At 69.6% G+C, this 25,903-nt stretch carries 24 protein-coding genes; 8 read left to right on the top strand and 16 right to left on the bottom strand.

The genetic code is table 11. The annotated features are described in order from the left end of the window. Nucleotides 1-6 precede the first annotated feature (6 nt). The 8 genes from KZC52_RS11870 to KZC52_RS11835 all read right to left on the bottom strand — a co-directional run bounded on the left by KZC52_RS11870 (nucleotide 7) and on the right by KZC52_RS11835 (nucleotide 9,636). Nucleotides 7-1,317: an RNA polymerase sigma factor gene (locus tag KZC52_RS11870; protein WP_247624244.1), complete on the bottom strand. Its 1,311-nt coding sequence runs from the start codon at nucleotides 1,315-1,317 to the stop codon at nucleotides 7-9. 264 nt (nucleotides 1,318-1,581) lie between these two features. Next, the gene (locus tag KZC52_RS11865) at nucleotides 1,582-2,196 is read right to left on the bottom strand and encodes a hypothetical protein (protein WP_247624243.1); all 615 of its coding nucleotides are present in this window, start codon (nucleotides 2,194-2,196) and stop codon (nucleotides 1,582-1,584) included. 109 nt (nucleotides 2,197-2,305) lie between these two features. Continuing rightward, complete coding sequence (locus KZC52_RS11860; RefSeq protein ID WP_247624242.1) at nucleotides 2,306-3,226, bottom strand: aldose 1-epimerase family protein; 921 nt, start codon at nucleotides 3,224-3,226, stop codon at nucleotides 2,306-2,308. A 27-nt stretch (nucleotides 3,227-3,253) separates the two neighbouring features. Further along, nucleotides 3,254-4,777 (bottom strand): L-arabinose isomerase, encoded by a 1,524-nt coding sequence (gene araA, locus KZC52_RS11855; RefSeq protein ID WP_247624241.1) that lies wholly within the window; start codon nucleotides 4,775-4,777, stop codon nucleotides 3,254-3,256. Further along, on the bottom strand, nucleotides 4,774-6,402 hold the full coding sequence (locus tag KZC52_RS11850) for a xylulokinase (protein WP_247624240.1): 1,629 nt from the start codon (nucleotides 6,400-6,402) through the stop codon (nucleotides 4,774-4,776). The genes araA and KZC52_RS11850 overlap by 4 nt, the downstream gene beginning before the upstream one ends. Then, a complete protein-coding gene (locus tag KZC52_RS11845) occupies nucleotides 6,399-7,118 on the bottom strand; it encodes an L-ribulose-5-phosphate 4-epimerase (protein ID WP_247624239.1) in 720 nt (239 codons plus the stop codon). Before KZC52_RS11845 ends, KZC52_RS11850 begins: the two co-directional genes overlap by 4 nt. Nucleotides 7,119-7,320: 202 nt before the next feature. Further along, complete coding sequence (locus KZC52_RS11840; RefSeq protein WP_308194258.1) at nucleotides 7,321-8,319, bottom strand: LacI family DNA-binding transcriptional regulator; 999 nt, start codon at nucleotides 8,317-8,319, stop codon at nucleotides 7,321-7,323. A 144-nt stretch (nucleotides 8,320-8,463) separates the two neighbouring features. After that, nucleotides 8,464-9,636, bottom strand: a complete 1,173-nt coding sequence (locus KZC52_RS11835) for an ROK family transcriptional regulator (RefSeq protein WP_247624238.1) — start codon at nucleotides 9,634-9,636, stop codon at nucleotides 8,464-8,466. Nucleotides 9,637-9,756: 120 nt separating this feature from the next. On the opposite strand from KZC52_RS11835, the gene xylA reads away from it, so the two are divergent. Further along, entirely contained in the window at nucleotides 9,757-10,944 is a 1,188-nt protein-coding gene (gene xylA, locus KZC52_RS11830) for a xylose isomerase (RefSeq protein ID WP_247624237.1), read from the top strand. 8 nt (nucleotides 10,945-10,952) lie between these two features. Beyond that, the gene (gene xylB / locus KZC52_RS11825; RefSeq protein WP_247624236.1) at nucleotides 10,953-12,239 is read left to right on the top strand and encodes a xylulokinase; all 1,287 of its coding nucleotides are present in this window, start codon (nucleotides 10,953-10,955) and stop codon (nucleotides 12,237-12,239) included. A 13-nt stretch (nucleotides 12,240-12,252) separates the two neighbouring features. Here the strand turns inward: xylB and KZC52_RS11820 are convergent, their stop codons facing one another. Together KZC52_RS11820 and KZC52_RS11815 are read right to left on the bottom strand one after the other, a co-directional pair. Continuing rightward, entirely contained in the window at nucleotides 12,253-12,921 is a 669-nt protein-coding gene (locus tag KZC52_RS11820) for a GOLPH3/VPS74 family protein (RefSeq protein ID WP_247624235.1), read from the bottom strand. 160 nt (nucleotides 12,922-13,081) lie between these two features. Continuing rightward, entirely contained in the window at nucleotides 13,082-13,732 is a 651-nt protein-coding gene (locus tag KZC52_RS11815; protein WP_247624234.1) for an MIP/aquaporin family protein, read from the bottom strand. Between the two features lie 177 nt (nucleotides 13,733-13,909). Between KZC52_RS11815 and KZC52_RS11810 the strand changes: the two genes are divergently transcribed. Then, on the top strand, nucleotides 13,910-15,280 hold the full coding sequence (locus KZC52_RS11810) for an APC family permease (protein ID WP_247624233.1): 1,371 nt from the start codon (nucleotides 13,910-13,912) through the stop codon (nucleotides 15,278-15,280). After that, entirely contained in the window at nucleotides 15,264-15,476 is a 213-nt protein-coding gene (locus KZC52_RS11805) for a multidrug transporter (RefSeq protein WP_247624232.1), read from the top strand. The genes KZC52_RS11810 and KZC52_RS11805 overlap by 17 nt, the downstream gene beginning before the upstream one ends. Before the next feature lie 20 nt (nucleotides 15,477-15,496). On the opposite strand, the gene KZC52_RS11800 is transcribed toward KZC52_RS11805, so the two are convergent. Continuing rightward, nucleotides 15,497-16,780 carry a serine hydrolase domain-containing protein gene (locus tag KZC52_RS11800; RefSeq protein ID WP_247624231.1) on the bottom strand — a complete coding sequence of 428 codons (1,284 nt, stop codon included), beginning with the start codon at nucleotides 16,778-16,780 and terminating at the stop codon, nucleotides 15,497-15,499. A gap of 98 nt (nucleotides 16,781-16,878) precedes the next feature. Here KZC52_RS11800 and KZC52_RS11795 point away from each other — a divergent pair, with 98 nt between their 5' ends. Next, the gene (locus KZC52_RS11795) at nucleotides 16,879-17,193 is read left to right on the top strand and encodes a DUF2470 domain-containing protein (RefSeq protein WP_247624230.1); all 315 of its coding nucleotides are present in this window, start codon (nucleotides 16,879-16,881) and stop codon (nucleotides 17,191-17,193) included. 54 nt (nucleotides 17,194-17,247) lie between these two features. Beyond that, entirely contained in the window at nucleotides 17,248-17,895 is a 648-nt protein-coding gene (locus KZC52_RS11790) for a biliverdin-producing heme oxygenase (RefSeq protein ID WP_247624229.1), read from the top strand. 97 nt (nucleotides 17,896-17,992) lie between these two features. On the opposite strand, the gene KZC52_RS11785 is transcribed toward KZC52_RS11790, so the two are convergent. Continuing rightward, complete coding sequence (locus tag KZC52_RS11785) at nucleotides 17,993-19,387, bottom strand: ATP-dependent DNA helicase (RefSeq protein ID WP_247624228.1); 1,395 nt, start codon at nucleotides 19,385-19,387, stop codon at nucleotides 17,993-17,995. Between the two features lie 115 nt (nucleotides 19,388-19,502). On the opposite strand from KZC52_RS11785, the gene KZC52_RS11780 reads away from it, so the two are divergent. Further along, the gene (locus tag KZC52_RS11780) at nucleotides 19,503-20,573 is read left to right on the top strand and encodes a hypothetical protein (protein ID WP_247624227.1); all 1,071 of its coding nucleotides are present in this window, start codon (nucleotides 19,503-19,505) and stop codon (nucleotides 20,571-20,573) included. An 18-nt stretch (nucleotides 20,574-20,591) separates the two neighbouring features. Here the strand turns inward: KZC52_RS11780 and KZC52_RS11775 are convergent, their stop codons facing one another. The 3 genes from KZC52_RS11775 to KZC52_RS11765 all read right to left on the bottom strand — a co-directional run bounded on the left by KZC52_RS11775 (nucleotide 20,592) and on the right by KZC52_RS11765 (nucleotide 23,790). Further along, complete coding sequence (locus KZC52_RS11775) at nucleotides 20,592-22,604, bottom strand: bifunctional copper resistance protein CopD/cytochrome c oxidase assembly protein (RefSeq protein ID WP_247624226.1); 2,013 nt, start codon at nucleotides 22,602-22,604, stop codon at nucleotides 20,592-20,594. Nucleotides 22,605-22,724: 120 nt separating this feature from the next. Then, the gene (locus KZC52_RS11770) at nucleotides 22,725-23,012 is read right to left on the bottom strand and encodes an HU family DNA-binding protein (protein ID WP_247624225.1); all 288 of its coding nucleotides are present in this window, start codon (nucleotides 23,010-23,012) and stop codon (nucleotides 22,725-22,727) included. A gap of 196 nt (nucleotides 23,013-23,208) precedes the next feature. After that, complete coding sequence (locus KZC52_RS11765) at nucleotides 23,209-23,790, bottom strand: TetR/AcrR family transcriptional regulator (RefSeq protein ID WP_247624224.1); 582 nt, start codon at nucleotides 23,788-23,790, stop codon at nucleotides 23,209-23,211. A gap of 137 nt (nucleotides 23,791-23,927) precedes the next feature. On the opposite strand from KZC52_RS11765, the gene KZC52_RS11760 reads away from it, so the two are divergent. After that, nucleotides 23,928-24,755, top strand: a complete 828-nt coding sequence (locus tag KZC52_RS11760; RefSeq protein ID WP_247624223.1) for an alpha/beta hydrolase — start codon at nucleotides 23,928-23,930, stop codon at nucleotides 24,753-24,755. A 95-nt stretch (nucleotides 24,756-24,850) separates the two neighbouring features. On the opposite strand, the gene KZC52_RS11755 is transcribed toward KZC52_RS11760, so the two are convergent. After that, nucleotides 24,851-25,486 (bottom strand): endonuclease domain-containing protein, encoded by a 636-nt coding sequence (locus KZC52_RS11755; RefSeq protein WP_247624222.1) that lies wholly within the window; start codon nucleotides 25,484-25,486, stop codon nucleotides 24,851-24,853. Nucleotides 25,487-25,903: the final 417 nt, after the last annotated feature.

Below are 25,903 nucleotides of genomic sequence, written 5' to 3'. Positions count from 1 at the left end.
ACGAAATCAGTCGTCGATCGTGCCCGTGGAGGCGCCGGTGAGCATCGCCCCACCCTCTGTGCGGCCATCGAAACGGAACTCGTACTCGATCTGCGCGCCCGGGACATGCCCGATGTCGAAGCGCCCACCACCCGGAGAATCGAGACCGGTCGTGCACGTCACGTCACCGCCCTCGACGAGACAGTCCCATCCGGAGGGAGCCGACACCGACTCGACGTCGACGGACAGGTCGATCCGGAGGAACCCGACCGTCCACGATTCGTCCTCGATGGCGAGCGACATGTCGAACTCGCTGGTCGCATCGTCTACCTGCACGGCCGTCACCGTCAACGAACCCGGCGGGGTCTCGGCGAAGAACCACGTCTTCGTGACGAAGGTCACGACGACCACCGTCATGAGCACGAGCGCCGTCGCGGCGGCCGCGAGCATCGCCGTCGTGCGCGCCCACTCCTGCCAGAACGACCCGGAACCAGCATCGGAAGGAACGTCGGCCGGGACATCGGCGGGAGCATCCGCCGGCATCTCCGGCGCCGAGGCATCCGTCCCGTCGACCGGTTGCTCGCTGGCCTCGGCCGAGCCCGACGGGCCGGCCAGTGCCACCGCTCCCGCGAGCGGCAGTGCGCCGAGCGTCGCGAGCCCGGCGAATCGTTTCCACGACCGACGGCAATACGGGCAGGTGCGGTAGTGGTCGGTCGCCCGGCCGCCTTTCGTGCCCTCGGGGGTGTCGCCCACCGCATCGGGCAGCAGCTGCGCCGCCGCCACGCACTCAGGCCGGGCGTTCTCCTCGAGCAGCAGCCGCAGGGTCGTGCGACGCAGATTCCCCTTCGCCCGGCGCGACAGCGAATAGATCGCGGATGCCGGACGCGCCATGTGCTCTTCGAGGTCGCGCGGCTTGCGCCCCTCGAGCACGGTCGCGACGAGCACACGCTGCTGGTCAGACGGCAACTCGGCGAGCGCCTTGCGCACGATCGCCAGCTCCGACTCGATCTCGAGTTCGCGGATGCGCGGATCGGCGCTCGACGCCGGCTCCTCGACGTTGTCGAGCGGGGCGACCTTCGACCGCGGCGAGCGGAAGTCGTCACGGATGCGATTGCGCATGGTCTGCGCGATGTACGCCGGCACGTTCTCGGTCGGGCCCGTGCCCTGCGACCACTTCGCCAGCACCATCAGCAGCGCATCGCCGAGCAGATCGTCGGCGTCGTGCGTAATGCCGGCGATCCGTTTGGACGTGTGAGTCAACGACGGGAGCACCTGCGCGAAGTACTCGCCCGCGGCATCACGATCTCCCTCCGCCGCCCGAAGCACGAGAGCGTTCAAGTCAGCGGGATCGAGCGAAGGCGCGTCATCGGAATCATTACCGGCGCCGGAACGGGCAGTCGCCGCGTCGGGGGGAAACGCGTCGGTCATCACAATCCTCATCGAGTCGCAGGCGATCGCGGAGCACGTTCGGGTGTGCTGCCGCCGAGCCGCTACGATACACCGGCCGACCGACGAAGAGTGTGAGATTGGGTTTTCACGGGGACGAAATGATCCCGGGTGAGGTCAAGATCGACGGACCGGTCGTCCCTGTCCGCCGCCTTTTCAGCGCGGAGCAGATGCTTCCGTCAAGCCTCGCTTGAGCGCGGCTTCCAGCGCGTCGTAGTCCGCGCCCTCGAAGACGACGGGTTCGGAGAACGTGCGTTCCTTGTTGTTCTTCCCTTCGTAGAGCACGAGCGTCGCCAGGCCGAGCCGGTCTTCCTTCGACGTCCAGAACTCGATCTCCACGTTCGTGTGGGATGGCTGCGGGGGGAGAGGAGTGAAGAAGGCGGGATCATGTGTCTGGAATGCGCGCAACAGCGAGTCGTAGACAGCACGCCCTCCCGCGGCCGAACTGTAGTGACGCCTACGAAGAGGATTGCCGGACCGGACGAGCTTCCACACCCGCCCCCAGCGGGCCGCTGCGATGAGAAGCGCGATGACGACCAAAGCGAGGAAGAGCGGTGCCACCAGCGTTCCCAACCGGCGACCGACGGTGCGTCTGGTAGAGCCCGTCTGCTGCGCGGCATCCTCGCGCAGGTCGGCGAAGTTCACGAGCACGTACACGAGAATCGCTGCCGCCAGGATCGCGAGGACGAGGAAGATCACCGTCCGCGGCCAGGATCGCTGCCGCACATAGGTTTCGGGCCGACGATTGAACTCCGGATCGAACGCTGCCACGACTTTGCTCCCTCGTCTGCTACCGGGCGCCAGCCCGAGGCTCCCAGATCGGTCGCCATCATCAAGACGAGATCGGCATCGGAATCAATCGCCGACATCGGACACGAGATCAGATGGCGGAGATGCGCCAGGCCGCGGCGCGCGACTGCCCGGGCTCGAGCACCACCAGGTCGACGCCCGAGTTGAAGGCATCGGGAGGGCACGTCATCGGCTCGACGGCGAGGCCGATCCGGTTCGTCTCGGGCAGCGGGGTGTCGGCCGTGTGCACCTGCACCCACGGGCAGCGCTCGTCGAACGTGATCGCGACGCCGTGGCCGTCGGTCGCGAGCACCGTCACCGCGGCGACGCCCGACGGATGCCGCTCGAGAGACGTGAACGCGTGGTCGATGAACGTCTCACCGATCAGCCGCTCCTCACGGAAGTCGAACTCGGGCACCAGCTCGACGGCTTCGACGCGCACCGGGCTCAGGCGATCCTCGGTCACGAGCAGCACCTCGGATGCCGGCAGGCTCAGCGTCCAGGCATCCACCCCGCCGTCGCCCGCCCACAGGTACGGGTGCGGTCCCGTGCCCCACGGCGCGGGCACGTCGTCGACGTTCGTCGCGGTCACCGTCTGGGTGAGTCCGTCGATGCCGACCGCGTACTCGGTCTGTACGGTCACGCGGAACGGGTAGCCGTCCTGCGCGGGGATCGTCGCCTCGAGCGTCACCCGATCGGATGCCGTCGCCACCGCGTCCCACTCGGCCCAGGCGAGCAGCCCGTGCAGGGCGTGCCCGCGCGCGGGCTCGGTGAGCGCGAGCTGGTGGTCGACACCGCCGAACGAGTATGTGCCGTCGACGACGCGGTTCGGCCACGGGGCGAGGGTCGCTCCGCGGTAGGCGGGGCGCACGGCATCCGCGTCGAAGGGAACGACCAGATCGCGACCCTGGAACGTCAACGCGCGCAGAGAGGCGCCGACGCTCGCGATCGTCGCCTCGTAGCCGTCGGAGAAGATCGTGAACTGGCGGCCGGAACGCGGGGTGGTGGTCATTGGATCCACGTTACTTGTGCGGGCGGGTCACAGGCCCTGGGCGAGGCGGTGGTAGGCCTGGTTCCAGCGCACCTGCTGCTGGAACTCGGACAGGCGGGTCGTGTCGTCGATCACGAGCAGTTCGACCTCCGCCATCTCGGCGAAGTCGCGGAACGCCTCGATGCCCACGGCCGTCGACATCACGGTGTGGTGCGCGGCTCCGGCGGTGAGCCAGGCGGCGGCGCTGGTCGGGAAATCGGGCTGCGGCTTCCAGACCGCACGTCCCACGGGGAGCTTCGGCAGCGCCGCAGTCGGCTCGACGTTCTCCACGACGTTGGCCGTGAGACGGAACCGGTCGCGCATGTCGGACAGCGCCACCACGACCGCCGGGCCCGGGTCAGCCGTGAACACGAGGCGTACCGGGTCGTCCTTGCCGCCGATCCCCAGCGGATGCACCTCGAGCGTCGGCTGCTGCGACGACAGCGACGGCGAGACCTCGAGCATGTGCGCCCCGAGGATCACCTCTTCGCCCGGGGTCATGTCGTAGGTGTAGTCCTCCATCAGGCTCGCGCCACCGGGCAGACCCGCACCCATCACGTTTGCGACGCGCACGAGCAGCGCGGTCTTCCAGTCGCCCTCGGCGCCGAAGCCGTAGCCCTCGGCCATCAGGCGCTGCACCGCGAGACCCGGCAGCTGCGTCAGCGCACCGAGGTCTTCGAACGAGGTCGTGAACGCCCCGAAACCACCCTCCTCGAGGAACGAGCGCAATCCGATCTCGATCGCCGCGCCGTCGCGCAAGGACTGGTGGCGCTCGCCCCCGCGACGCAGTTCGGGGGCCACCGCGTAGAGGTCTTCGTACTCGGCGACGAGGGCGTCGATCTCGGCATCCGAGGCGGCGGCGACGGCATCCGCCAGGTCGTTCACGCCCCAGGTGTTGACCTGCACCCCGAAGCGCAGCTCGGCCTCGGTCTTGTCGCCCTCGGTGACCGCGACGAAACGCATGTTGTCGCCGAACCGGGCCAGCTTCAGCGACCGCGCCGCCGCGAGGCCCGCCGCCGCGCGCTGCCAGGTCGCGAGCTCGGCGCGTACGCGCGGGTCGCTCGCGTGACCGACGATCGTCTTGCGCGGGATGCCGAGGCGCGTCTGGATGTACCCGAACTCGCGGTCGCCGTGCGCGGCCTGGTTGAGGTTCATGAAGTCGAAGTCGATCTCGCTCCACGGCAGCGCCACGTTGTGCTGGGTGTGCAGGTGCGCGAGCGGCTTGCGCAGGCTGTCGAGCCCGGTGATCCACATCTTCGCGGGGCTGAACGTGTGCATCCAGGCGACGACGCCGATCACGCGGTCGTCGGCATTCGCCTCGAGGGCGATGCGGCGGATCGCGTCGGAGTCGGTGAGCACGGGCTTCCAGACGATGCGCACCGGCACGTCTTCGGCCGCGTCGAGGATGCCGGCGATCTCCTGCGACTGCGCGGCGACCTGGCCGAGGGTCTCCGGGCCGTAGAGGTGCTGGCTGCCGGTGAGGAACCAGACATCGTAGCCGTCGAGCGACGTGGTCAGCGGGGTGCGGGTCATGAGGCGTCCTTCGGGTTCTTGCTGTTTTCCTGCGTGGGCAGAGCGGTGATGGCGGCGGCCTCGATGGCGAGGCCCGCGCGGTAGCGGTCGAGGTAGGCGGCGAACCCGGCGACGTCGGTCGGGTCGGGTTCGGCGGTGGTGACGGATGCCCCGGCGAAGACGGCCTCGTCGAGATAGGCGGCGAGCGGTCGGTCGGCCTGATCGAGGTACGCGGCGAGCACCGCGATGCCCCACGCTCCGCCCTCGGCGGCGAGATCGCCGACGTCGACCGGGGTGTCGAGGGCCGCGGCGAGGAAGCGCTGGGCCACACCCGCCGTGCGGAACAGGCCGCCGTGGGCGAACATCCGCTCGATCCGCACGCCGTCGTCGGCGAGGATCCGCATGCCCAGGGCGAGTGTGCCGAAGACGCCGTAGATCTGCGCGCGCATCACGTTCGCGAGGGTGAAGGAGGCATCCGGGGTGCGCACGAAGAGTGGGCGGCCCTGGTCGAGTCCGACCACCGGCTCGCCGGCGAGATGGTTGTAGGCGAGCAGGCCACCGGCATCCGCATCGCCCTGCAGCGCCTCGGCGAACAGGGTGGCGAAGACCTGATCCTCGTCGACGAACTGCCCGCTCGCGACCGTGAACCGGTGGAACAGCGCCGCCCAGGCGCCGAGCTCGCTCGCGCCGTTGTTGCAGTGCACCATCGCGACCGTCGCGCCGGCGGGCGTCGTGACGAGGTCGAGCTCTTCGTGCACGGTGGGCAGCGGCTTCTCGAGCACCACCATCGCGAAGATGCTCGTGCCCGCGCTGATGTTGCCGGTGAGCGGGGCGACCGAGTTCGTCGCCACCATGCCGGTGCCCGCGTCGCCCTCCGGCGGGCAGAGCGGAATACCGGGCTGGAGCGCGCCGGTCGGGTCGAGGAGCGCGGCCCCCTCTGGGGTGAGGGCGCCGGCATCCGCCCCCGCCGGGAGCACGGCCGGGAGCAGCGGGCGCAGGTCGCGACCGGTGTGATCGCGGTAGGCATGGAGCAGGCGCTCGTCGTAGTCGATCGTGGCGGAATCGATCGGGAACATGCCCGAGGCATCCCCCACTCCGAGCACGGTACGACCGGTCAAGCGCTCGTGCACGTAGCCCGCGAGGGTGGTGATCGACGCGACGTCGGCGACGTGGGATTCGCCGTCGAGTGAGGCCTGGTGCAGGTGCGCGACCGACCATCGCTGGGGGATGTTCACGCCCAGAACCTCGGTGAGCTCGGCCGAGGCCTCGCCCGTGCTCGTGTTGCGCCAGGTGCGGAAGGGCACGAGGAGAGTGCCGTCGGCGTCGAAGGCGAGATAGCCGTGCATCATCGCCGATATACCGATCGCCCCGAACGAGGAGGGGCGGATGCCGTGGCGCTCCTGCGCGTCGTCGACCAGTGCGGCGTACGCCTCCTGCAGCCCCGACCACGCCTCGTCGAGCGGATAGGTCCAGCGGCCGTCGACGAAGCTGTTCTCCCACGTGTGCGACCCGGTCGCCAGCACCTCGGCGGTGTCGGCGTCGATCAGGCAGGCCTTGATGCGGGTCGATCCGAGCTCGATGCCGAGGGCGGTGCGGTTGCGCGCGATGATCTCGGCGCTGGTCCCTGAGCTCCGACGAAGGGTCATCGGCGGGCGTCCGCACTCTGGCCGTACACGTTCTGGTACCGGTCGAACAGGCGGTCGATCGCCTCCTGCGGGAGGGGGATCACCGGGCCGGCCTCGCGGGCGTAGTGCACGGTGCGGGCGACGTCTTCGACCATGACCGCGGCCTTCACGGCATCCTTCGCGTCGACGCCGATCGTGAACGGCCCGTGGTTCTGCATCAGCACCGCACGGCTGCGGTGACCGCGGAGCGTCTCGACGATGCCGCGACCGATCGAGTCGTCGCCGATGATCGCGAACGGGCCGACCGGGATCGGTCCGCCGAACTCATCGGCCATCGCCGTGATGACGCAGGGGATCTCCTCACCGCGCGCCGCCCAGGCGACCGCGAACGTGGAGTGCGTGTGCACGACCCCGCCGACCTCGGGCATGTGGCGGTAGACGTACGCGTGCGCCGCGGTGTCGCTCGACGGGCTCCGCTCGCTGCCGGGGGCGCCGGGGATCGCGGTGCCGTCGAGATCGCAGAGGATCATGTTCTCGGGCGCGAGATCGTCGTAGCTCACGCCCGAGGGCTTGATCACGAACAGGTCGGCTCCGGGCACACGGCCCGAGACGTTGCCACCGGTCCAGACGACCAGGCCGTTGCGCACGAGTTCGCCGTGCAGGCGGGCGACATCGGCGCGGGTGCGGTCGATCGCCGCCTGGATGTCGGGGGCGTATCGGGGGGCGTCGTCGCTCATGGCACCTCGTCGTGTGTTTGACTGTGACCGGTCACAGTTCGTGTCACGGAAAGCCTACGGCCGGGTCGGTGGCGGGGTCAAGCGGCCGGGCGGCCGCACCTTCGGGAGGAGATCTCACGCAACGGAGGACCGCTTGCGGCATCCGCTCCTGCATTGCGCGTGATCTCCTCCCGCCACGCGCGCCGGGTCCCCGAGAAACGCCTCAGACCGACGGGGCCGCGATCGAGTCACGCACCACGAGTTCGGGCACGATCGACTCCGCGGATGCCGCGGCATCCCCGGCGATCACCGCCGCGACCGCCCGCCGTGCGAGCTCGTCGAAGTCCTGCCGCACCGTCGTCAACCGCGGCCAGGCGTACGCCGCCTCCGGCAGATCGTCGAAGCCGACGACGCTGATCTCCCCCGGCACCGCGACACCTGCCGCGTGCAGCGCGCCGATCAGCCCGAGCGCCATCTGGTCGTTCGCGGCGAACACCGCCGTGGCTTCGGCGTCGCGCAGCGCCTGCGCCGCCTCGAATCCGGCGCGCGCGGTCCAGTCACCGACCACGGTGAGCACGGGCTTCAGCCCCCGGGCCGCGAGCTCGGCCGCGAAGCCCTCGGCACGGGACTCCGCCTCGAGCCAGTCGGCGGGTCCGGCGAGGTGGGCGATGCGAGTGTGCCCGGCATCCGCCAGCGCCCCCACCGCCAACCGCGCACCGGCGACCTGGTCGACGCCGACCCCGCGCGCATCGTGGCCGGCCGAGTGCAGGGTCACGATCGGAACGCCGACCGAGACGGTGTCGAGCATCCGCAACGTGCGGGCGTGCGGGGCGACGACGAGGATTCCCTCGACCCCCTGGGCGACGAGGTGATCGACCGCGGCCGACACCGATGCCGCGTCATCGGCATCCGCGAAGGCCGCGCTCACCCAGTACCCGGCGGCGCGGGCGGATGCCTCGATCGCCGCGATGCTGCGCGAGGGACCGAACTGCAAGGCGTCGGAGGCGAGGATCCCGAGCGTGCGCGACCGGCGCGTGCCCAGGGCGCGGGCGGCGTTGTTCATGCGATAGCCGAGCTCGCCCATCGCCTTCTCGACCCGCTCGCGCGTGGCGTCGGCGACATCCGGATGCTCGTTCAGCACCCGCGAGACTGTCTGCCGAGACACTCCGGCGAGCGCGGCGACATCGCGCACTCCGACCGGCCGCCCATTGTTGTCCACCACGTCGAGGAGTCTAGGCGGCGCGGCATCCCGTCCCTAACTCAGGACACTCGGGGCGAAACGCATCCGAAAGCCCCGGTTTGGGGCCCGAATCCGCAGTTTGTCCTGAGTTGGGTACGCGCGGCTTCGGGCATGACTCCGGCCCGACTACCCCGCGACGACGGCGAGGGGGTCGGTCCACAGCGGGCGGAACGCGAGTTCGGCCGCGCCGACGAGCAGCCGGTCCGAGCCGAGGGCCGCGGTGCGCAGCTCGACGACCTCGGCGCTCTCGCTCATCGCGAGTCGCGAGACCTCGGCCGCGAGGGTGTCGTGCTCGGCGTCGTCGAGCAGCGCGAGGAATCCGCCCAGCACGACGACTGCGGGGTTCAGCACGTTCACCGCGTTGGCGAGAGCGCTGCCGAGCACCCGGGCCTGCCGAGCGACCTCGGCCTCGGCAGCGGGGAGGGCTGCCTCGTCGAGCGCTGCGGCGAGCGCGGCGTCGTCGGCATCGTCGAGGCCGAGGAGCGCCAGCAGATGCCGCCGGTTCACCTCTTCTTCGAGCACCCCGTCTGACGTGCGTCGGTCGGCGTCATCGTCGATGCGAGGGCGGTTGTGACCGAACTCCCCCGCGTAGCCGTTCGCCCCGGTCGCGGCCCGTCCGTGGATCACGAGCCCGCCGCCGATGCCCGAGGCGCCGCCGTTGAGGTAGACGAGTTCGTCGATGTCGCGGCCGGCGCCGAAGAGGTGCTCGGCGAGCGCCCCGAGGGTCGCATCGTTGTCGACGGCGGTGCGGATGCCGGTGAGCTCCTCGATCCGCGCGGCGAGAGGTTCATCGGTCCAGGCGAGGTGCGGGGCGTTGCGCACGACGCCGTCGGCGGTGCGCACGAGCCCGGGCACGGCGACGCCGATGCCGATCACGGTGCTGTGCAGCAGAGCATCCGTCTGCCAGTGCGCCAACCGGGTGGCGACGAGCGCGGCGACCTCGGCGACGGTCGGGGTGGCCGTGTTGACGATGCGCTCGCGCACGACGATGCGGCGGTCGAGGGCGACGGCGGCGATCTCGACCGCGTCGACCTCGGGGTGCACGCTGATCGCGACGACGGATGCCGAGGGCGCGACCACCGGCGAGGGGCGGCCGGCGCGCGACGAGGATTCCGGCGGGCGCTCGTCGACGAGTCCCGCGGCGGCGAGTTCGAAGACGAGGGCGGCGATCGTGGAGCGGTTGAGCCCGGTGGCCTCGGTGAGGGCCGATCGCGACTGGGCGCCGTCGTGATGGACGATCGACAGGATCCGCGCGAGGTTCGCTTCGCGGGAGCGCGGGGTGGTCAGGTCACGGGGCACGTTCCCACTTTAGGGGTGCGGATGCGGCCCGTCATCGGTTATGTTGTGAATCACAACTTATTGCGCCGCGGCATCCGCCCCGGCCCCGCAGACCACCGCAGCACTCGCAGAGGAGCGATCATGCCCACCCCCACCCGCGCCGACAAGTTCTCGTTCGGACTCTGGACCATCGGCTACAACGGCACCGACCCGTTCGGCGGCCCCACCCGCCCGGCGCTCGACGTCGTGCACGCCGTCGAGAAGCTGTCGGAGCTCGGCGCCTACGGCCTCACCTTCCACGACGACGACCTGTTCGCCTTCGGATCGACGGATGCCGAGCGCCAGACCCAGATCGACCGCCTGAAGGGTGCGCTCGCCGACACGGGTGTCGTGGTGCCGATGGTGACCACCAACCTCTTCAGCGCTCCCGTCTTCAAGGACGGCGGCTTCACCTCGAACGACCGCCAGGTGCGCCGCTTCGCGCTGCGCAAGGTGCTGCGCAACCTCGATCTCGCCGCCGAGCTCGGAGCCAAGACCTTCGTGATGTGGGGTGGCCGCGAGGGCGCCGAGTACGACTCGGCGAAGGACGTGCGCGCGGCTCTCGAGCGTTATCGCGAGGCCGTCAACCTGCTCGGCGACTACGTCACCGACAAGGGCTACGACATCCGCTTCGCGATCGAGCCCAAGCCCAACGAGCCCCGCGGCGACATCCTGCTGCCGACGCTCGGCCACGCGATCGCGTTCATCGACTCCCTCGAGCGCCCCGAGCTCGTGGGCGTCAACCCCGAGGTCGGGCACGAGCAGATGGCGGGCCTCAACTTCACCGCCGGCATCGCCCAGGCGCTGTACCACGGCAAGCTCTTCCACATCGACCTCAACGGTCAGCGCGGCATCAAGTACGACCAGGACCTCGTGTTCGGTCACGGCGACCTGCACAACGCGTTCTCGCTCGTCGATCTGCTCGAGAACGGCGGCCCCGGCGGGGTTCCGGCCTACGACGGCCCCCGCCACTTCGACTACAAGCCGTCGCGCACCGAGGACGAGACCGGGGTCTGGGACAGCGCCGCCGCCAACATGCGTACCTACCTGCTGCTCAAGGAGCGCGCCGCGGCCTTCCGTGCCGACCCCGAGGTGCAGGAGGCACTCGCCGCCGCGAAGGTCGCCGAGCTCTCGACGCCCACCCTGAACGAGGGCGAGAGCTACGACGACCTGCTCGCCGACCGCGCGGCCTACGAGGACTTCGACGCGAACGCGTACCTCGGCGGCAAGGGATTCGGCTTCGTGCGTCTGCAGCAGCTCGCCACCGAGCACCTGCTCGGCGCCCGCTGAGTCCGGCGATGGCACTCGTCCTCGGGGTCGACTCCTCGACCCAGTCCTGCAAGGTGGTCGTCGTCGACTCCGTGACGGGTGCCATCGTGCGCTCCGGCCGCGCCCCTCACCCCGACGGCACGTCGGTCGATCCCGAGGCGTGGTGGGACGCGCTGCAGCAGGCGATCGCGGACGCCGGGGGCCTCGACGACATCGAGGCGTGGGCCATCGGCGGTCAGCAGCACGGCATGGTCGCGCTCGACGCCGAGGGCCGCGTCATCCGCGATGCGCTGCTGTGGAACGACACCCGTTCCGCGCAGGCGGCTGACGATCTGATCGGCGAGTTCGGGGCATCCGTCCTCGCCGATCGCACCGGCCTCGTACCGGTGGCATCGTTCACGATCACAAAACTGCGCTGGCTGCGCGATCACGAACCCGACAACGCCGCCCGGGTCGCCGCCGTCGCGCTGCCTCACGACTGGCTCACCTGGCGCCTGCGCGGCTTCGGACCCGAGCGGCCCGACCTCGGCGAGCTGGTGACCGACCGATCGGATGCCTCGGGCACCGGCTACTGGAATCCCCGCACCGGGGAGTACGACCGCGAACTTCTCGTCGCCGCGCTCGGCCACGACGCCGTGCTGCCGCGGGTGCTCGGCGCCCGCGAATCGGTGACGGATGCCGCGGGCCGGCGCGTCGCGCCCGGTGCCGGCGACAATGCCGCCGTCGCCCTGGGCGTCGGTGCCCGGACGGGCGACGTGGTGGTGTCGATCGGCACCTCGGGAACGATCTTCGCGGTGACCGACCGGGGTGTGGCCGATCCGAGCGGGATCGTGGCGGGCTTCGCGGATGCCGCCGACGGCTACCTGCCCCTCGTCTGCACCCTCAACGCCGCACGCGTGCTCGACGTGATCGCGCGCCTGCTCGACGTGGACCATGACGGATTGAGCACCCTCGCGCTGGAGGCGTCGCCCGGAGCGGGCGGGCTCGAACTCGTGCCGTACTTCGAGGGGGAGCGCTCGCCAAACCTGCCCGAGGCGACCGCGAGCCTGAACGCCATGACGCTCGCCTCGACGACGCGCGAGAACCTGGCGCGCGCCGCGGTCGAGGGGATGCTCGGCGGGCTGCGCTTCGGTCTCGACGCGCTCCGCGAGCTCGGCATCCCTCTCGATCGGGTGCTGCTCGTCGGCGGCGGCGCTCAGTCCCGTGCCGTGCGGGAGATCGCGCCGCTGGTGTTCGGTCTGCCGGTCGAGGTGCCGGAGGCGGCGGAGTACGTCGCGGTCGGCATGGCCCGGCAGGCGGCATCCGTCCTGCGCTGACCCGCAGGCAGGGTCAGGTGATCGTCGCGACGAAGACCGGGGTCATCGCGGCCATCATCGCGGCCGAGATGACCATGGTGACCGCGCGCGACACGGCATCGCCCGTCGGGCTGCCCTCGGTGAGCTGCTCGATGCGCTTCTTGAGTCGACCCGACGAGATCGGCCCCACCTCGTCGCGCAACAGCGGATGCGCCGCATTCATCCCCTGCAGGATGGCGAGCAGCGCGAGATCGGCCTGGGTCGGCGCGAGCGTTCCCGCGATCACCGCGGCGAGACGCGAACGCAGCAGCGTCTCGGGACCGGGATCGGACTCGGGAGTGCGCTCGGCGCCCCACCCGAAGAAGCCCCGCTCGCCGCGCGCCAGAATCCCCTGCGTGACCAGGGATTCGACGACCTCATCGAGAGGATCGAGCTTCGACCGCATTACGAGCGACTGCAGCCTCTTGCCGTTCACCGGCGCGAGACGGGCGAGCGCGGCATCCAGAACCGGATGCCCGGTCGGCTCGGCGGAGACGATCGTGATCGCGGGGTTCTTGCCCTCGCCCACGGTCACGCGATGATGCAGCACGAGGTCGACGATCACGGCCGCGATCTCACCGAACAGGCGGTTGGTGCTCACGCTCGACTCGACCCGGCCATCCGGCCGGAGCAGCAGCAGGTGGAGTTCCTCGACGATCAGCATGCCCTCACGGTATGCCGCGGCATCCGCCCGCCGCATCCCCCGTGAGGCGGATGCTGCGCGAGGGGTAGGGCCCTTCGTCTCGTCGCTTCGCTCCTCGCTCAGGAACCGGGTTTCTTCCGGTCCCTGAGCGAGCGCAGCGAGACGAAGGGCCCGCCCCGAGTTACTCGGCCGCGGCGATCTTCTTCACGTCGTCGCTGTTGAGCAGACGGAACGCGAGGGCCGCGAGGGCGCCGCCGACGATCGGGGCGACGATGTAGAGCCACAGCGAGCTCCAGGCGAAGTGACCGCTGACCGAGAGGCCGAGCGCGACCGCCGGGTTGAAGCCGCCGCCCGAGATCGAGCCGACCGTCGTCGCACCGACGAACACCACGCCACCGATCGCGAGGCCGTAGAACGAGTTGCCCGCGGTTCCCGTGGCCGTGGCCACGTTCAGCACGACGTAGACGAGGAAGAACGTGAAGATCGCTTCGACGAGGAACGCCGGGCCGACCTGCACGACCATGGCCTCCTTCTCGGGCGCCCACCAGACGGCACTGACGAGCGCGGCCAGCACGCCACCGATGGCCTGGGCGACGATGTAGGCGATCAGGTCGGCGACGCTGAGGCCGCCGCGCACGAAGACACCGACCGTGACGGCCGGGTTGAGGTGGGCACCGGAGATGTGCCCGGTCGCGAAGATCAGCACGGCGAGCGCGAAGCCGATCGCGAGCGGGGTCAGCGCGCTGCCGCTGTTCACCGCGCCGATGATGCTGAGAACGAAGAGGAAGGTGGCGAGCGCTTCTGCGACCGCCTTGCGTGCCGTACCGGTCATGGAGATCCCGTTTCTCGAGTCTGGTGGTGCGCGATCCCCCCGGACCGCCGGCTGAAAACTATCGGCACCTCCCCCGGGCGTGTCGCGCGACGCGCGGCATTCCTGAGAAATCGCTGAACGAATATCACCCTGTCAAGCCCGTCGCCGAACGGATGCCGCGCCCCTAGTGTTCCGAGGATGACAACCGAAAAGGCCCCGGCGGCCGAAGCCCCGACGCGACTGCGGCGGGCGATCACCGGTCCGCTCCTGTTCGCCTTCATCCTGGGCGATGTCCTCGGTGCCGGCATCTACGCGCTCATGGGCGTGCTGTCCGAGAAGGTCGGCGGGATGCTGTGGGCACCGCTGCTCGTCGCACTCCTGCTCGCGCTGCTCACCGCGGGGTCGTACGCCGAACTCGTCACGAAGTATCCGCGCGCCGGTGGCGCCGCGGTCTTCGCCGAGCGGGCTTTCCGCAGTCCGGTCATCTCGTTCCTCGTCGGCTTCAGCATGCTCGCCGCCGGTGTCGTGAGCGCCGCCGGCCTCTCGATCGCGTTCGCCGGCGACTACCTCGGCACCTTCATCGACCTGCCGACCACACCCGTGGCGATCGCCTTCCTCGCCGTCGTCGCGCTTCTCAACGCCCGCGGCATCCGAGAATCCCTCGGAGCGAACCTGGTCATGACCGCCATCGAGCTCAGCGGTCTGGTCATCGTGATCGCCGTCGTCTCGGTGTTCTTCTTCGGTGGCGGGGGCGATGCCTCCCGCGTCGTCGAGACGCCGGAGGGCACCCCCGCGGCACTCGCCGTGCTCGCCGGCGCCGTGATCGCGTACTACTCCTTCGTCGGCTTCGAGACCTCCGCGAACATGATCGAAGAGGTCAAGAACCCCAGCCGCACGTACCCGCGCGCACTGTTCGCCTCGCTCCTCACCGCCGGCGTCGTCTACGTGCTGGTCGGTCTCGCGAGCTCGATCGCCCTGCCGGCCTCCGAGCTGCAGGAGTCCTCCGGCCCCCTGCTCGCGGTCGTCGAGGCCGCCGGGGCCAGCATTCCCTCCTGGCTGTTCAGCCTCATCGCCCTCATCGCCGTCGCCAACGGCGCACTGCTCACGATGATCATGGTCAGCCGCCTGACCTACGGCATGTCCGAGCAGAAGCTGCTGCCGGACGTGCTCTCGCGTGTGCTGCCGAAGCGCAAGACGCCATGGGTCGCGATCCCCGTCACCACGCTGGTCGCGATGGGCCTCACCCTCGTCGGCGACCTCGAGACGCTCGCCGCGACGGTCGTGCTCCTCTTGCTGATCGTGTTCCTCAGCGCCAACGTCTCGGTGCTGGTACTGCGTCGCGACAAGGTCGACCATCCGCACTTCCGGGTGTGGACGTTCGTCCCCGTGCTCGGCATTCTGTCGTGCATCCTGCTCTTCACTCAGCAGAGCCCCGAGGTCTGGCTGTTCGGCGCCATCCTGCTGGCCGTCGGAGCCGTGCTCTTCCTGCTCACCCGCCTCGCGCGACGACGCGCCGATACGACCACCCACCACCCCACCGAGGAGAACACCCATGAGCACGCAGAATGACACCGCGAACGACGGCGAGGACTTCGAAGCGAACCGTCACGACCAACTCACGTCGGCGCCCGAGTCGACCGAAGCGGATGCCGCTCCCCGCATCGACGTGAGCGAGCACGACGGCACGACGCGCATCGACATCCGCGACGACGCCGAGGTGCGACCGGGCGCCGGCCCGGGGATGCCGGAAGCCGACGGCGAGTAGCCCCGGCTCTCGGGCTCAGATCACTCGACGGGCGGCTCGACGCACGGCAGTGCTGCCGCGTTGACCGCTTCGCGATACTGCTCGGCGGTGAACGGCAGACCGAAATCGGGAGCGGTCTGCCCGTCGGCGGCCGGAGCCTTCGAGCCGATGGCCGCGAGCTCCCAGGCCAGGGACTGCGCGATACCCGCACCCGCGGTCGAGTTGTTCAGCACCACGGCGACGGTGAATCCGCTCGCGGGATCGGAGTACGCGGCGGTCGCGTAACCGGGAGTCCACCCGTGCTGACCGACCATCGAACCGACCAGGAACGCGCCGCCCGTGGCCTGGTACCAGGATTCGGCACCGTCGAACGCGGGCAGCGGCGCGGCGAAGCGGTCGGGCTCCTCCTTCGTGCGCAGCACCTGACGGGCTTCGGCCTGCGCATAGCGACCGAGGTCGGCGATCGTCGAGACGGCACCCGAATCGGTGAACCCCGAGCTCGACGACATCTTCGTGATGTCGACGGGGGCGCTGCAGGCGAAGCCGCCCTCGACCGGGTTCAGGTAGTGGCCCTGGAGCACCTCGCCGGTCGACGGCGTCGCGGAGGTCGAGGGCGGGAGCGAGGTGTTCGCGAGGCCGAGCGGCTCGGTCACGTACTCGGCGATCAGCTGCGACGCCGACATCCCGGAGGCGCGCTCGAGCGCGAGGCCGAGCAGCAGGTACCCGGCGTCGGAGTCGCGGTACGTCGTCGCCACGGGAGTGCGCGGAGCGGCGAGGCCGAAGCCGGCCAGCTCGAGCGGAGCCCACACGCGGTCGGGGGTCTTCAGCCACTCCGCCTTGATCTTCTCCTCCGACGATCCGAGGCCCGAGGTGCCGTTGCAGAGGTCGAGGAGGGTGACGTCCTCGAGGTCGGGCACGCCCGACACGTAGTCGGGAACGGCGCCGTCGAGGTCGACGGTGCCCTCGTCGGCGAGCGCGTAGAGCACATCGCACGTCATGAGGCGCGTGACATCGGCGATGCGGAACGACATGTCGACATCGACCGGAGTCTCACCACCGGGCTCCTGCGAGCCGACGCCCGTCACCCACTGGCCGCTCCACGGGGCCCAGACCCCGACGATCGCGGCCGACGAGCCCGACGCGCGGATCGCGTTGTCGACGGCTTCCTGCATCTGCGCGGTCATGTCGTCGGGCAGAGCGCCGTCGACCTGCGCCGGAGGCTCGTAGGTGAAGCTGTCTTCGGAGGTGCATCCGGTGAGGACGAGTCCGAGCACGACCGCACTGGCCGCGGCGGCGCGCCAGCGGCGCGACGAGAGAAGCTGCATGTAGGAAACCCCCGGAGATGTGTCTCCCGATTCTAGAGCGCCGAGCCTGAAAGACGACATCGAGCCCTCGGCATCCGCCGACGTTCTATGGTGATCTGGTGCCCCACATCTTCGATGACGCCGTGACCGCCGCCGTCCTGCACCACATGAACGACGACCACACCGACGACAACCTGCTCATCGCCCGTGCGTTCTCGACGGCATCGGATGCCGAGGTGACGGATGCCGTCATGACCGCGTTCGACGGCGACGGCGGCACCTGGCAGGTCACCCGTGCCGGCGAGACCACGGAGCTCGTCGTGGCGTGGCCGGGCGGATCGATCACCGAGCGCCCCGAGGTTCGTCGGGAGATCGTCGCGCTCTACGACGCGGCCTGCGAACGGCTGGGCATCGAGCCCCGTCCGCACGCCTGATCCGGGGTCGTCACAGGGTTTCGCCAAAGGTAAGGCTGCCCTTACACTGAAGGCATGCCCGAGATCCTCTCCTTCTCCGCCGCCCTGCGCGAGCGCTCGTCCGGATCGCACTCCCGCAGCGAGACCGCCGGCTTCATGTCCGACCTCCTGAAGGGCGAAGGCTCCCGCGAGGACTACATCTCGCTCGTCGCCCAGCACTACTTCATCTACGAGGCGCTCGAAGGTGCCGGCGACCGCATGCGCCAGGACCCCGTGGCCACCGTCTTCATCAGCGACAAGCTCACGCGACTGCCCGCGCTCGAGGCCGACCTCGAGTTCCTGCTCGGCGCCGACTGGCGTTCGCAGATCGTGCCGCTGCCCACCACGCAGCGCTACGTCGAGCGCATCAACCAGGTCGGCGCGACCTGGGCGGGCGGATTCGTCGCCCACCACTACACCCGCTATCTCGGCGACCTCTCGGGCGGCATCTTCATCGGCCGCGTGATGGCCCGCCGCTTCGGCTTCGAGACCAACGGCATCGGGTTCTACCTCTTCGATGACATCGCCGACCCGGCGGCCTTCAAGGACGTCTACCGCGAGCAGCTCGACGCCGCCCCGTGGGACGAGGCCGAGCGCGAGCGCGTCATCGACGAGGTGCTGCTCGCCTACCGCTTCAACACCGAGCTCTTCGAAGACCTCGACCGGGCCCGCGCCGCGGCGTAGGTCCTTGTGGCGCCCTTCGTCTCGTCGCTGCGCTCCTCGCTCCGGAACCGGGTCTTTTTCGGAACCGGTCCCTGAGCGAGCGCAGCGAGACGAAGGGTCAGGTCTTCGGGAGCTCGGGCGTCGAACGCGCGATCCAGGCCTCGCGCATGAACCGCCGCACGTCCTCGTCGACGCGGATGTCGCTCGGGCGCAGCGCGCGCGACAGGTACAGGCCGTCGAGCGAGGTGAGGCGGCTCAGGGCGACGTACGTCTGCCCGGGGGCGAACGCCCCGGATCCGAGGTCGATCACGGCGCGATCGTAGGTCTTGCCCTGCGACTTGTGGATCGTGACCGCCCACGCCAGCCGCAGCGGGAACTGCGTGAACTCGGCCACCACGTCACGGCTGAGCTTCTTGGTGTTCTGGTCGTAGGCGTACCGGAAACGCTCCCAGACCGCCGGCTCGACGTCGACCTCCTCGCCGTCGATGTCGACGCGCACCGCACCGCCGAGAATGCGCAGCACCGTGCCGATCGTGCCGTTGACCCACCGCGGCGGCTCCCCCGACATGGCGGTGTCGTTGCGCAGGAACATGACCTGCGCGCCGACCTTGAGCTTGAGCTCCGACTCCGCCGGCAGCGACGCCTCGCCGCGGCCGAAGTCACCGCTGACCTCCGCCCGCGCGGTCTGCTCCTTGCCCGGGAGAGCGGCGAGGTGGCGGCTGTTGATGCCGTTCACGATGTCGTTGCGGGTGGCGAGGGTGATCATCGGCACCTCCCCCGGCTCGGGGTCGGGAGGGGTGCGCGCGCCCTGCGTGTTGAGCACGCCCGCGATCTCGGCGGTGACCCGCCCGTAGCGCACGGCGTTCAGCATCGCCTTGAAGCCGTCATCGGACTGCCGGTGGATCTGCACGAGTTCCCGCACGTGCAGCTCGGCACGGGTGTCGACGGCGAACAGCCCGTCCTGGTCGGAGGAGCCTTCGCCGCCGCCGGTGCCGGCCCACACGTGCGCATCGAAGAACCAGAACGAGCGGTAGTGGTCCTTGACGTAGCGGGCCTCGTCGCCGCGGGGCGGCACGGGCGCCAGCTGGTACGGGTCGCCGAACATCACGACCTGCACCCCGCCGAACGGCTCGCCCCGACGCCCGCGCGCCTGACGCAGCGAACGATCGATGGCATCCATGAGGTCGGCGTTGACCATCGAGATCTCATCGATGACGAGCGTCTCGATCGCATTGAGGATGCGCCGGGTCGCGTCGTTCTGATCGATGTCGCCGTCGGCGATGAGGCCGATCGGCAGCCGGAACAGCGAGTGGATCGTCTGCCCCTCGACGTTCAGGGCCGCGACGCCGGTCGGCGCGCAGATCGCGATCTGCTTCTTGGTGTTCCAGGCGAAGTACTGCAGCAGCGTCGACTTGCCGGTGCCCGCGCGCCCGGTGATGAAGACGTGCTCGTTCGTGTCCTCGATGAGTCGGAAGAGCTCGTGCTGTTCTTCGGACAGGGCAGGAAGGGACACGGTTCTCGCAGAGGACGACGGACGGATGCGGGCGCCCCACCATGCTACGGCTCGCCGTGCGACGCGGGGTGTCGGCGCTCGGCTTCGTCCCAGGACGCTTCCCTAGACTGACCCCATGGACGGGGTGGAGTCTTCGGCGCGCAAGCGCGCGCGCGTGGGGGTCGATCTCACGATCCTCGCCCTCGTCGGCATCGTCCTGATCGCGGCCCTCGGCGCCGGCGGAGCCGTGCTCTACAAGGACTACTACAGTCCGTCCGCGTTCGTCACCCGCTACCTCGATCTGCTGTCCTCCGGCCGCGCCGCCGACGCACTGCGCGTTCCGGGCGTCGCCGTCGACCGCGAGACCCTGGATGACGCGGGACTCTCGCCCACGGCATCCGAGGCCCTGCTGCGCCATGCGGCGCTCGCCCCGCTCACCGACGTGCGCATCGAGTCGGAGAAGGCCGTCGACGACGGCTTCGCGGTGACCGTCGGCTACTCGGCCTCCGGTCACCCCGGCACGACGACGTTCACGGTCACCCAGGACGGCTGGGAGGGTGTCGCCCCGCGCTGGCGATTCGACGACAGCCCGCTCGCGGTCGTCGATCTCACGCTCCGCGGCGCCGACCAGTTCTCGGTCAACGGCTTCGCGGTCGACCGACGGCAGGTCTCGGCCGCAGGGATGGATGCCGCTCCCCTCGACCCGTTGCCGCTGCTCGTCTTCACCCCGGGCCTGTACGCGGTGACGGTCGACACCGCCATCTCGGAGTCGTCGGGCATCGGCGTGCTCGCCGACACGCCCCTGGCCACCACCCCGCTCGACGTGCAGACGACGCCCACCGAGGAGTTCCTCTCGGTCGTGCAGGAGCGCGTCGAGGAGTATCTGACGAGCTGCACCTCGCAGGAGGTGCTGCAGCCGACCGCCTGCCCCTTCGGCATGGAGGTCAAGAACCGCATCGCCACGCTGCCCGCGTGGTCGATCGTCACGCAGCCGACGGTGACCGTCGAGCCCGACGGTTCGCAGTGGCAGATTCCGCCGACGGATGCCGTGGCCCACGTCGAGGTCGAGATCCGTTCCCTGTTCGACGGGTCGATCCAGACGGTGTCGGAGGACGTGCCGTTCCAGGTCAACGGGACGATCGTGATCCTCGCCGACGGCACGGCGTCGATCCGCGTCGGCTCGCCCGAGGACGCCCCAGCCGGCTAGTCGTCGGGTGTCTCCGGCTCAGCTGCGGCCGGCGTCGGCGTTCTGGCGGTCGCGCTCGGCGATGCGGGCGAGCTTGGCGTTGTACTCCTCGAGCTCCGCGTCTCCGGTGCGGTCGGCGTGACGGTCGCGGCGCTTCTGCAGCTTGGTGTCGCTGCGGCTCCACTGGATCGCGACGGTGATGGCGAGGATGAGCGTGGGGATCTCGCCGATCGACCAGGCCACGCCGCCGCCGATGTACTGATCGTCCATCGGGTCGGGTCCCCAGGTGCGGCCCATCGAGCCGAACCAGTCGGCGACCATGAGGCCCTCCTGCATCATGATCGCGACGCCGAAGAACGCGTGCATGGCCATGATGGCGATCAGGGTGATGAGCCGGCCCGGATACGGCAGGCGGTAGGGAATGGGGTCCTCGCCGATGAGCGTCAACACGAAGAGGTAGCCCGAGATGAGGAAGTGGATGACCATCCACTCGTGCCCGAGGTGCTCGAACATCGACCAGCGCACGAGGTCGGTGAAGTAGAACGCCCACAGCGACAGGATGAAGATGCCCGCCGCGACGAACGGATGCGTGACCACCTTCGAGAACGGCGAGTGCACCGCCCAGAGGATCCATTCGCGGCCGCCGCGCGTGCCGTCGTCGCGCTTCTGGATCGCGCGCAGCGCGAGCGTCACCGGGGCACCCGACACCAACAGCAGCGGGATCGCCATCGACAGCATCATGTGCCCGAGCATGTGCACGCTGAACAGGTACTCCTGGTACGCGTTGATCGGGCCGCAGGTGACCCAGACGAGCAGCAGCATCCCGAGCACCCAGAAGACGGTGCGGTGGATCGGCCAGCGATCGCCGCGGCGCTGCAGACGGATGACGCCGGCGATGTAGAGGAAGAGCCCGAACCCGGCGGCGACGAGCCACAGGATGTCGAGGTCCCATGACGTGAACCAGCGGTCGAGGGTGAACTCCGGCGGCACGTTCGAGCGGGTCAGCACCTCGGCGGGGGTCTGCGCGAACGCGGCCTCCTCACCGGTCGGCGGGGGCGTGCGGGCGAGGGCCGCGGCGGCACCCGAGGCGAGCCCCATGAGGGCGACCTCGCAGAGCACCAGCATCCAGAACCAGGCGGATGCCCGGGGGCCGTCGAGCTTCGGGATCAGACGCGCACGGTACCAGGCGCCGAGCAGGCCCATACCGCCCAGGAGCACGACCTTGGCGAGCAGGATGGCGCCGTACGGCGTCGCGAGCTGGCTCCAGTCGCCGAGGGCGACGACCGAGCGGGCGACGCCCGAGATCGCGACGACGAAGAACGCGGCGATCGCGAGCGACGAGTAGCGTCGCACGAGCTGCGCACCGTCGACGCCGTCGCGTCCGCGCAGCAGCACGATCAGCAGCAGACCGCCGAGCCACACCGCCGCGCCGATCGTGTGCAGCAGGATCGAGTTGACCGCGACCGTGTGGCCGGCGAGATCGCCCGAGTGCCCCTGCGTGGCGAGGGGGAGGAAGGATGCCGCGGCCAGGAGCGCCGTGATGAGCGTCGGCGTCCAGGTGCGCCAGGCGAAGGCGAGCACCGTGATCACGGAGCCGAAGATCGTCGTGATCAACCACGACTGACCCAGGGCCGTCTCGAGCAGGTAGCGGCCGAGCTGTGCGCCGAACTCGCGCTCGATGCTGAGCTGCGGGTTGAACGCGGCCATGAACGTGAGGAACGCGGTGAACCCCGCCGAGATCGTGAAGACCGCCGCACCGATCGAGGCGATGTTGAGGGCTGTGTCGAACGGCTTCTCGCCGCTCTTGAGCGCGAACAGGGCGAGCACGAGCGAGCCGAGCATCGCGGCGGCCGCGACGTTCATCGTGAGCTTGACGATCGGGGTGGCCCACATGACGAAGGGGCCGGGATCCTGTAGCAGCAGGGGTGCCGCTCCCCCGCCGACGATCAGCGCGGCGACGACGCCGACGATCGCGGCGACGGCGAGGATTCCGATGCCAGCGAGGCGGTAGGCCGACGCGCTCGATCGGGTCGTCGCGGCGCGGGTGTTCACCCCTCCAGCCTAAGCCGCGGCATCCGTGCCGGCTGACGTGGCGCTGGATGCCGCAGGCTCTCTGCCGGGGACGCAGAAGGCCGCCACCCCGAGGGGCGGCGGCCTTCGACAGGAAGCGTCTTACTTGACGGCTGCCTTCAGCTTGGAACCAGCGGTCACCTTGACGCGCTTGCCGGCCGGGATCTTGATCTCGGCGCCGGTCTGCGGGTTGCGGCCGGTGCGAGCGGCGGTGTCGACCTGCTCGAACGAGATCCAGCCCGGGATCGAGACCTTGCTGCCCTTGGCAACGGCGTCGGAGACCGTGGAGAACAGCGCGTCGAGGACACCCGAGACGGTGGCCTGGCTCTGGCCGGTGGCGCTGGCGATGCTCGCGACGAGCTCGGTCTTGGTGATGGACTTGTCAGCCATGTCATCCTCCAGCGACGAGGATCTCGTCGCATCGTTGTGTGGATCGGGGCGGATGCCCCTGGTCGAGTGACCGCCTTGAATGTATCAATGACCACCCCCATTTCCGCGTCATTTCGCGGGTTTTGGTCATTTATTGGGCGTGTTGCACGACTTTTGTCACTCCAGTCACAGGTTTTCGGGCGTGTCCCGACGCTTTTCAGGGCCGGTGCGCCGCGATCACGGCCTGCGCCGTGCGCTCGAAAGCGGGCGATACGCGGTCGTCTCCGTCGAGGTATCCGCCGACCAGAGCGGCGTCGCGGAGCAGCACGAGCGAGGCCGCGACCTCGGCCGGCCGCTCGAGACCGGCCGCTCCGGCCACCTGTTCGAGCGTGCTCCGGAACCACTCGCGGTGCTCGTCGATCATCACGCGTACGGGTCCCTCGCCGTCGGGGTACTCGGCTGCGGCGTTGATGAACGGGCAGCCGCGGGTGTGCCGCAGGCGGATGTCGGCGACGATGCCGTCGATGACGGCGTCGATGAGCCGCGTGGGGTCGGTGACGGCGGATCCCGCCTCGGCGAACATGTCGCGCAGCATCCGATCCTCGTTCTCGAGGTAGGCGAGCACGAGGTTCCCCTTGCCGCCGAACTGCTTGTACAGCGTGGCGCGCGTGACCTCGGCCTCGGCGATCACGCGGTCGACGCCGACCGCGTGGATGCCCTCCTCGTAGAAGAGGCGCGTGGCGGCCTCGATCAGGCGTGCGCGGGCGGGGCTCGGGCGCTTCGTGGTGTCGGTGCTCATGGTGGGTCCTCCCCTCATCGTGGCATCCGTTCGGCGATTTCTCGATTCTCGGGAATACCTTGCGGTAGATAGAACGTTCGGTCTACTATCAGCGTAACGCACTTCCACCCCGCAGGACCGAACACAGGAGAAAGATCATGAACAGCACCGACAAGACCCCCATCGTCCTCATCCACGGACTCTGGATGACCCCGAAGAGCTGGGACACGTGGGCCGAGCGCTTCCGCGCACAGGGCCACGAGGTCATCGTTCCCGGATGGCCCGGCATCGACGACCGCACCGTCGACGACATCCGCCGCGACCCCTCGGCCCTCAAGGGCATCGGCCTGAAGCAGATCGCCGACAACTATGAGCGCATCATCCGCGCACTCCCCGTCAAGCCGATCATCATGGGCCACTCCTTCGGCGGCGTGCTCACGCAGATGCTCGCCGACCGCGGCCTCGGCGCCGCCTACGTGGGCGTCGCTCCCGGACAGACCGCCGGCGTCACCGCCCTCCCCCTCTCGACCCTCTGGACCGGTACCCCGATCCTCTCCACCCCCTTCGGACGCAACGGCGCCAAGCCCCTCTCGAAGCGCCACTTCCACTTCACCTTCGGCAACGACCTGTCGCGCGCGGCATCCGACGCCCTGTGGGAGGAGTACGCCGTCAACTCGTACAACCGGGTGTTCTTCGAGGGCGTGACCTCGGTGCTCAACGAGAAGGGCGGCGTCACGCACGTCGACTACGCCCGCGCCGACCGTGCTCCGCTGCTGCTCATCGCCGGCGAGATCGACCACGTCGTGCCGCCGGCCATCGTGCGGGCGATCGAGAAGAAGTACCGCGCTTCGGGCAGCCCCGCGATCGTCGACTACATCGAGTACCCCGGACGCACCCACCGCCTCGTCAGCCAGGACGGCTGGGAGCAGATCGCCGACCACGCCCTCGCCTGGGCGGTGCAGCACGCCGAGGCATCCGTGGCGTGAGGGGTGGGGCTCCGCACCCCGTTGGGCGGAGAACTCTCGGTTGGGCGGAGAATAGGCCCTTAATCCTCCGCCCAACCGGGAGTTCTCCGCCCGACTCATGACGCAAGGTGGAGCCGCTGGGCCACGGCGGCGAGGATCTGGGCCTGAACCGATGCCCACTGGTTCATGAGCTGGTCGTACCCGATCCGGATGACGTGATAGCCGCGCAGCATCAGTTCGGTGTCATGGGCGATGTCTCGCGATCGTTGAACCCCGACGTGGTGACTGCCATCGATCTGAATCACGAGACGCTCGCCGATCACGAAGTCCACGCGATGACCGAACAACCACACCTGAGGCGTGATGGGAAGCCGCAACCATGCGAGCCGAGTGCGGAAGATCGTCTCGGTTCCAGCATCCGCGAACGGCGTCGCATCCGCGAGCAGCCGACGCGCCGCCGGAGGCAGACGCACCCGGGCGAGCGTGCCCGGGTCGACCATCCGCATCCGCAGCGCGGACTCCCAGGTCGCGAGCGCATCTTCATACGGCTGACAGCGCGCGATGAGGACAAGCGCATTCTCGATCGAATCCTCGAGCACCTCCGGATCTCGGAGGAAGAGCGGCTTGCTCCAGTGCACGACACCCTGGACTGCGCCCGCGTGGCCTGATGCCGGAGGAGCGGCGACGTGCACGCCGTCTGCGCTCGAGACCCAGAGCCCCCGACGCGACGCGAGTGTGATGCAGCTCAGCACCACACCGCGCCTCGCCGCCGCGATGAGCATCGGATCGCAATCCGGGCGCGCCACCCAGCCGCGGCACACCGAGATCAGCGACGCGCTACGGATCGCCTTCCGCAACGAATGCTCCGTGACGCCAGCCAGACGCAGCGTCGAGATTCGGGCGATGCCCCCTCGCGCAACGACCTCTCTCACCGCATGCATCCGTCGAGGATGCCCGCCGCGCACCGTCACGAGGGTCGCAAAGGCCGGGTTCTGTGGACATGCAGCCGCTCGCGCGAGATGTGGAGAGCAACACGTCGGGCGGAGAACTCACCGTAGGGCGGAGGTTTCGACTCCAAGCATCCGCCCCACGCGGAGAAGTCCGCCCATCGCGTCGCCCAGCACCACCCCCACACACGCAAAAGGGGCGAGGATCCGAAGATCCTCGCC

The organism is Microbacterium galbinum (genome assembly GCF_023091225.1).
Lineage (GTDB): Bacteria > Actinomycetota > Actinomycetes > Actinomycetales > Microbacteriaceae > Microbacterium > Microbacterium galbinum.
Note: the sequence above shows the minus strand (reverse complement) of the source record. Positions and strands in the feature narration are given on the sequence as shown.

Coding starts and splice junctions, on each gene's coding strand:
- KZC52_RS11860 (WP_247624242.1), bottom strand. CDS start 3,226: ATGACCACCACCCCGCGTTCCGGCCGCCAGTTCACGATCTTCTCCGAC.
- xylA (WP_247624237.1), top strand. CDS start 9,757: ATGCCCACCCCCACCCGCGCCGACAAGTTCTCGTTCGGACTCTGGACC.
- KZC52_RS11815 (WP_247624234.1), bottom strand. CDS start 13,732: ATGACCGGTACGGCACGCAAGGCGGTCGCAGAAGCGCTCGCCACCTTC.
- KZC52_RS11800 (WP_247624231.1), bottom strand. CDS start 16,780: ATGCAGCTTCTCTCGTCGCGCCGCTGGCGCGCCGCCGCGGCCAGTGCG.
- KZC52_RS11805 (WP_247624232.1), top strand. CDS start 15,264: ATGAGCACGCAGAATGACACCGCGAACGACGGCGAGGACTTCGAAGCG.
- KZC52_RS11770 (WP_247624225.1), bottom strand. CDS start 23,012: ATGGCTGACAAGTCCATCACCAAGACCGAGCTCGTCGCGAGCATCGCC.
- KZC52_RS11780 (WP_247624227.1), top strand. CDS start 19,503: ATGGACGGGGTGGAGTCTTCGGCGCGCAAGCGCGCGCGCGTGGGGGTC.
- KZC52_RS11765 (WP_247624224.1), bottom strand. CDS start 23,790: ATGAGCACCGACACCACGAAGCGCCCGAGCCCCGCCCGCGCACGCCTG.
- KZC52_RS11845 (WP_247624239.1), bottom strand. CDS start 7,118: ATGAGCGACGACGCCCCCCGATACGCCCCCGACATCCAGGCGGCGATC.
- araA (WP_247624241.1), bottom strand. CDS start 4,777: ATGACCCGCACCCCGCTGACCACGTCGCTCGACGGCTACGATGTCTGG.
- KZC52_RS11790 (WP_247624229.1), top strand. CDS start 17,248: ATGCCCGAGATCCTCTCCTTCTCCGCCGCCCTGCGCGAGCGCTCGTCC.
- KZC52_RS11850 (WP_247624240.1), bottom strand. CDS start 6,402: ATGACCCTTCGTCGGAGCTCAGGGACCAGCGCCGAGATCATCGCGCGC.
- KZC52_RS11820 (WP_247624235.1), bottom strand. CDS start 12,921: ATGCTGATCGTCGAGGAACTCCACCTGCTGCTGCTCCGGCCGGATGGC.
- xylB (WP_247624236.1), top strand. CDS start 10,953: ATGGCACTCGTCCTCGGGGTCGACTCCTCGACCCAGTCCTGCAAGGTG.
- KZC52_RS11810 (WP_247624233.1), top strand. CDS start 13,910: ATGACAACCGAAAAGGCCCCGGCGGCCGAAGCCCCGACGCGACTGCGG.
- KZC52_RS11760 (WP_247624223.1), top strand. CDS start 23,928: ATGAACAGCACCGACAAGACCCCCATCGTCCTCATCCACGGACTCTGG.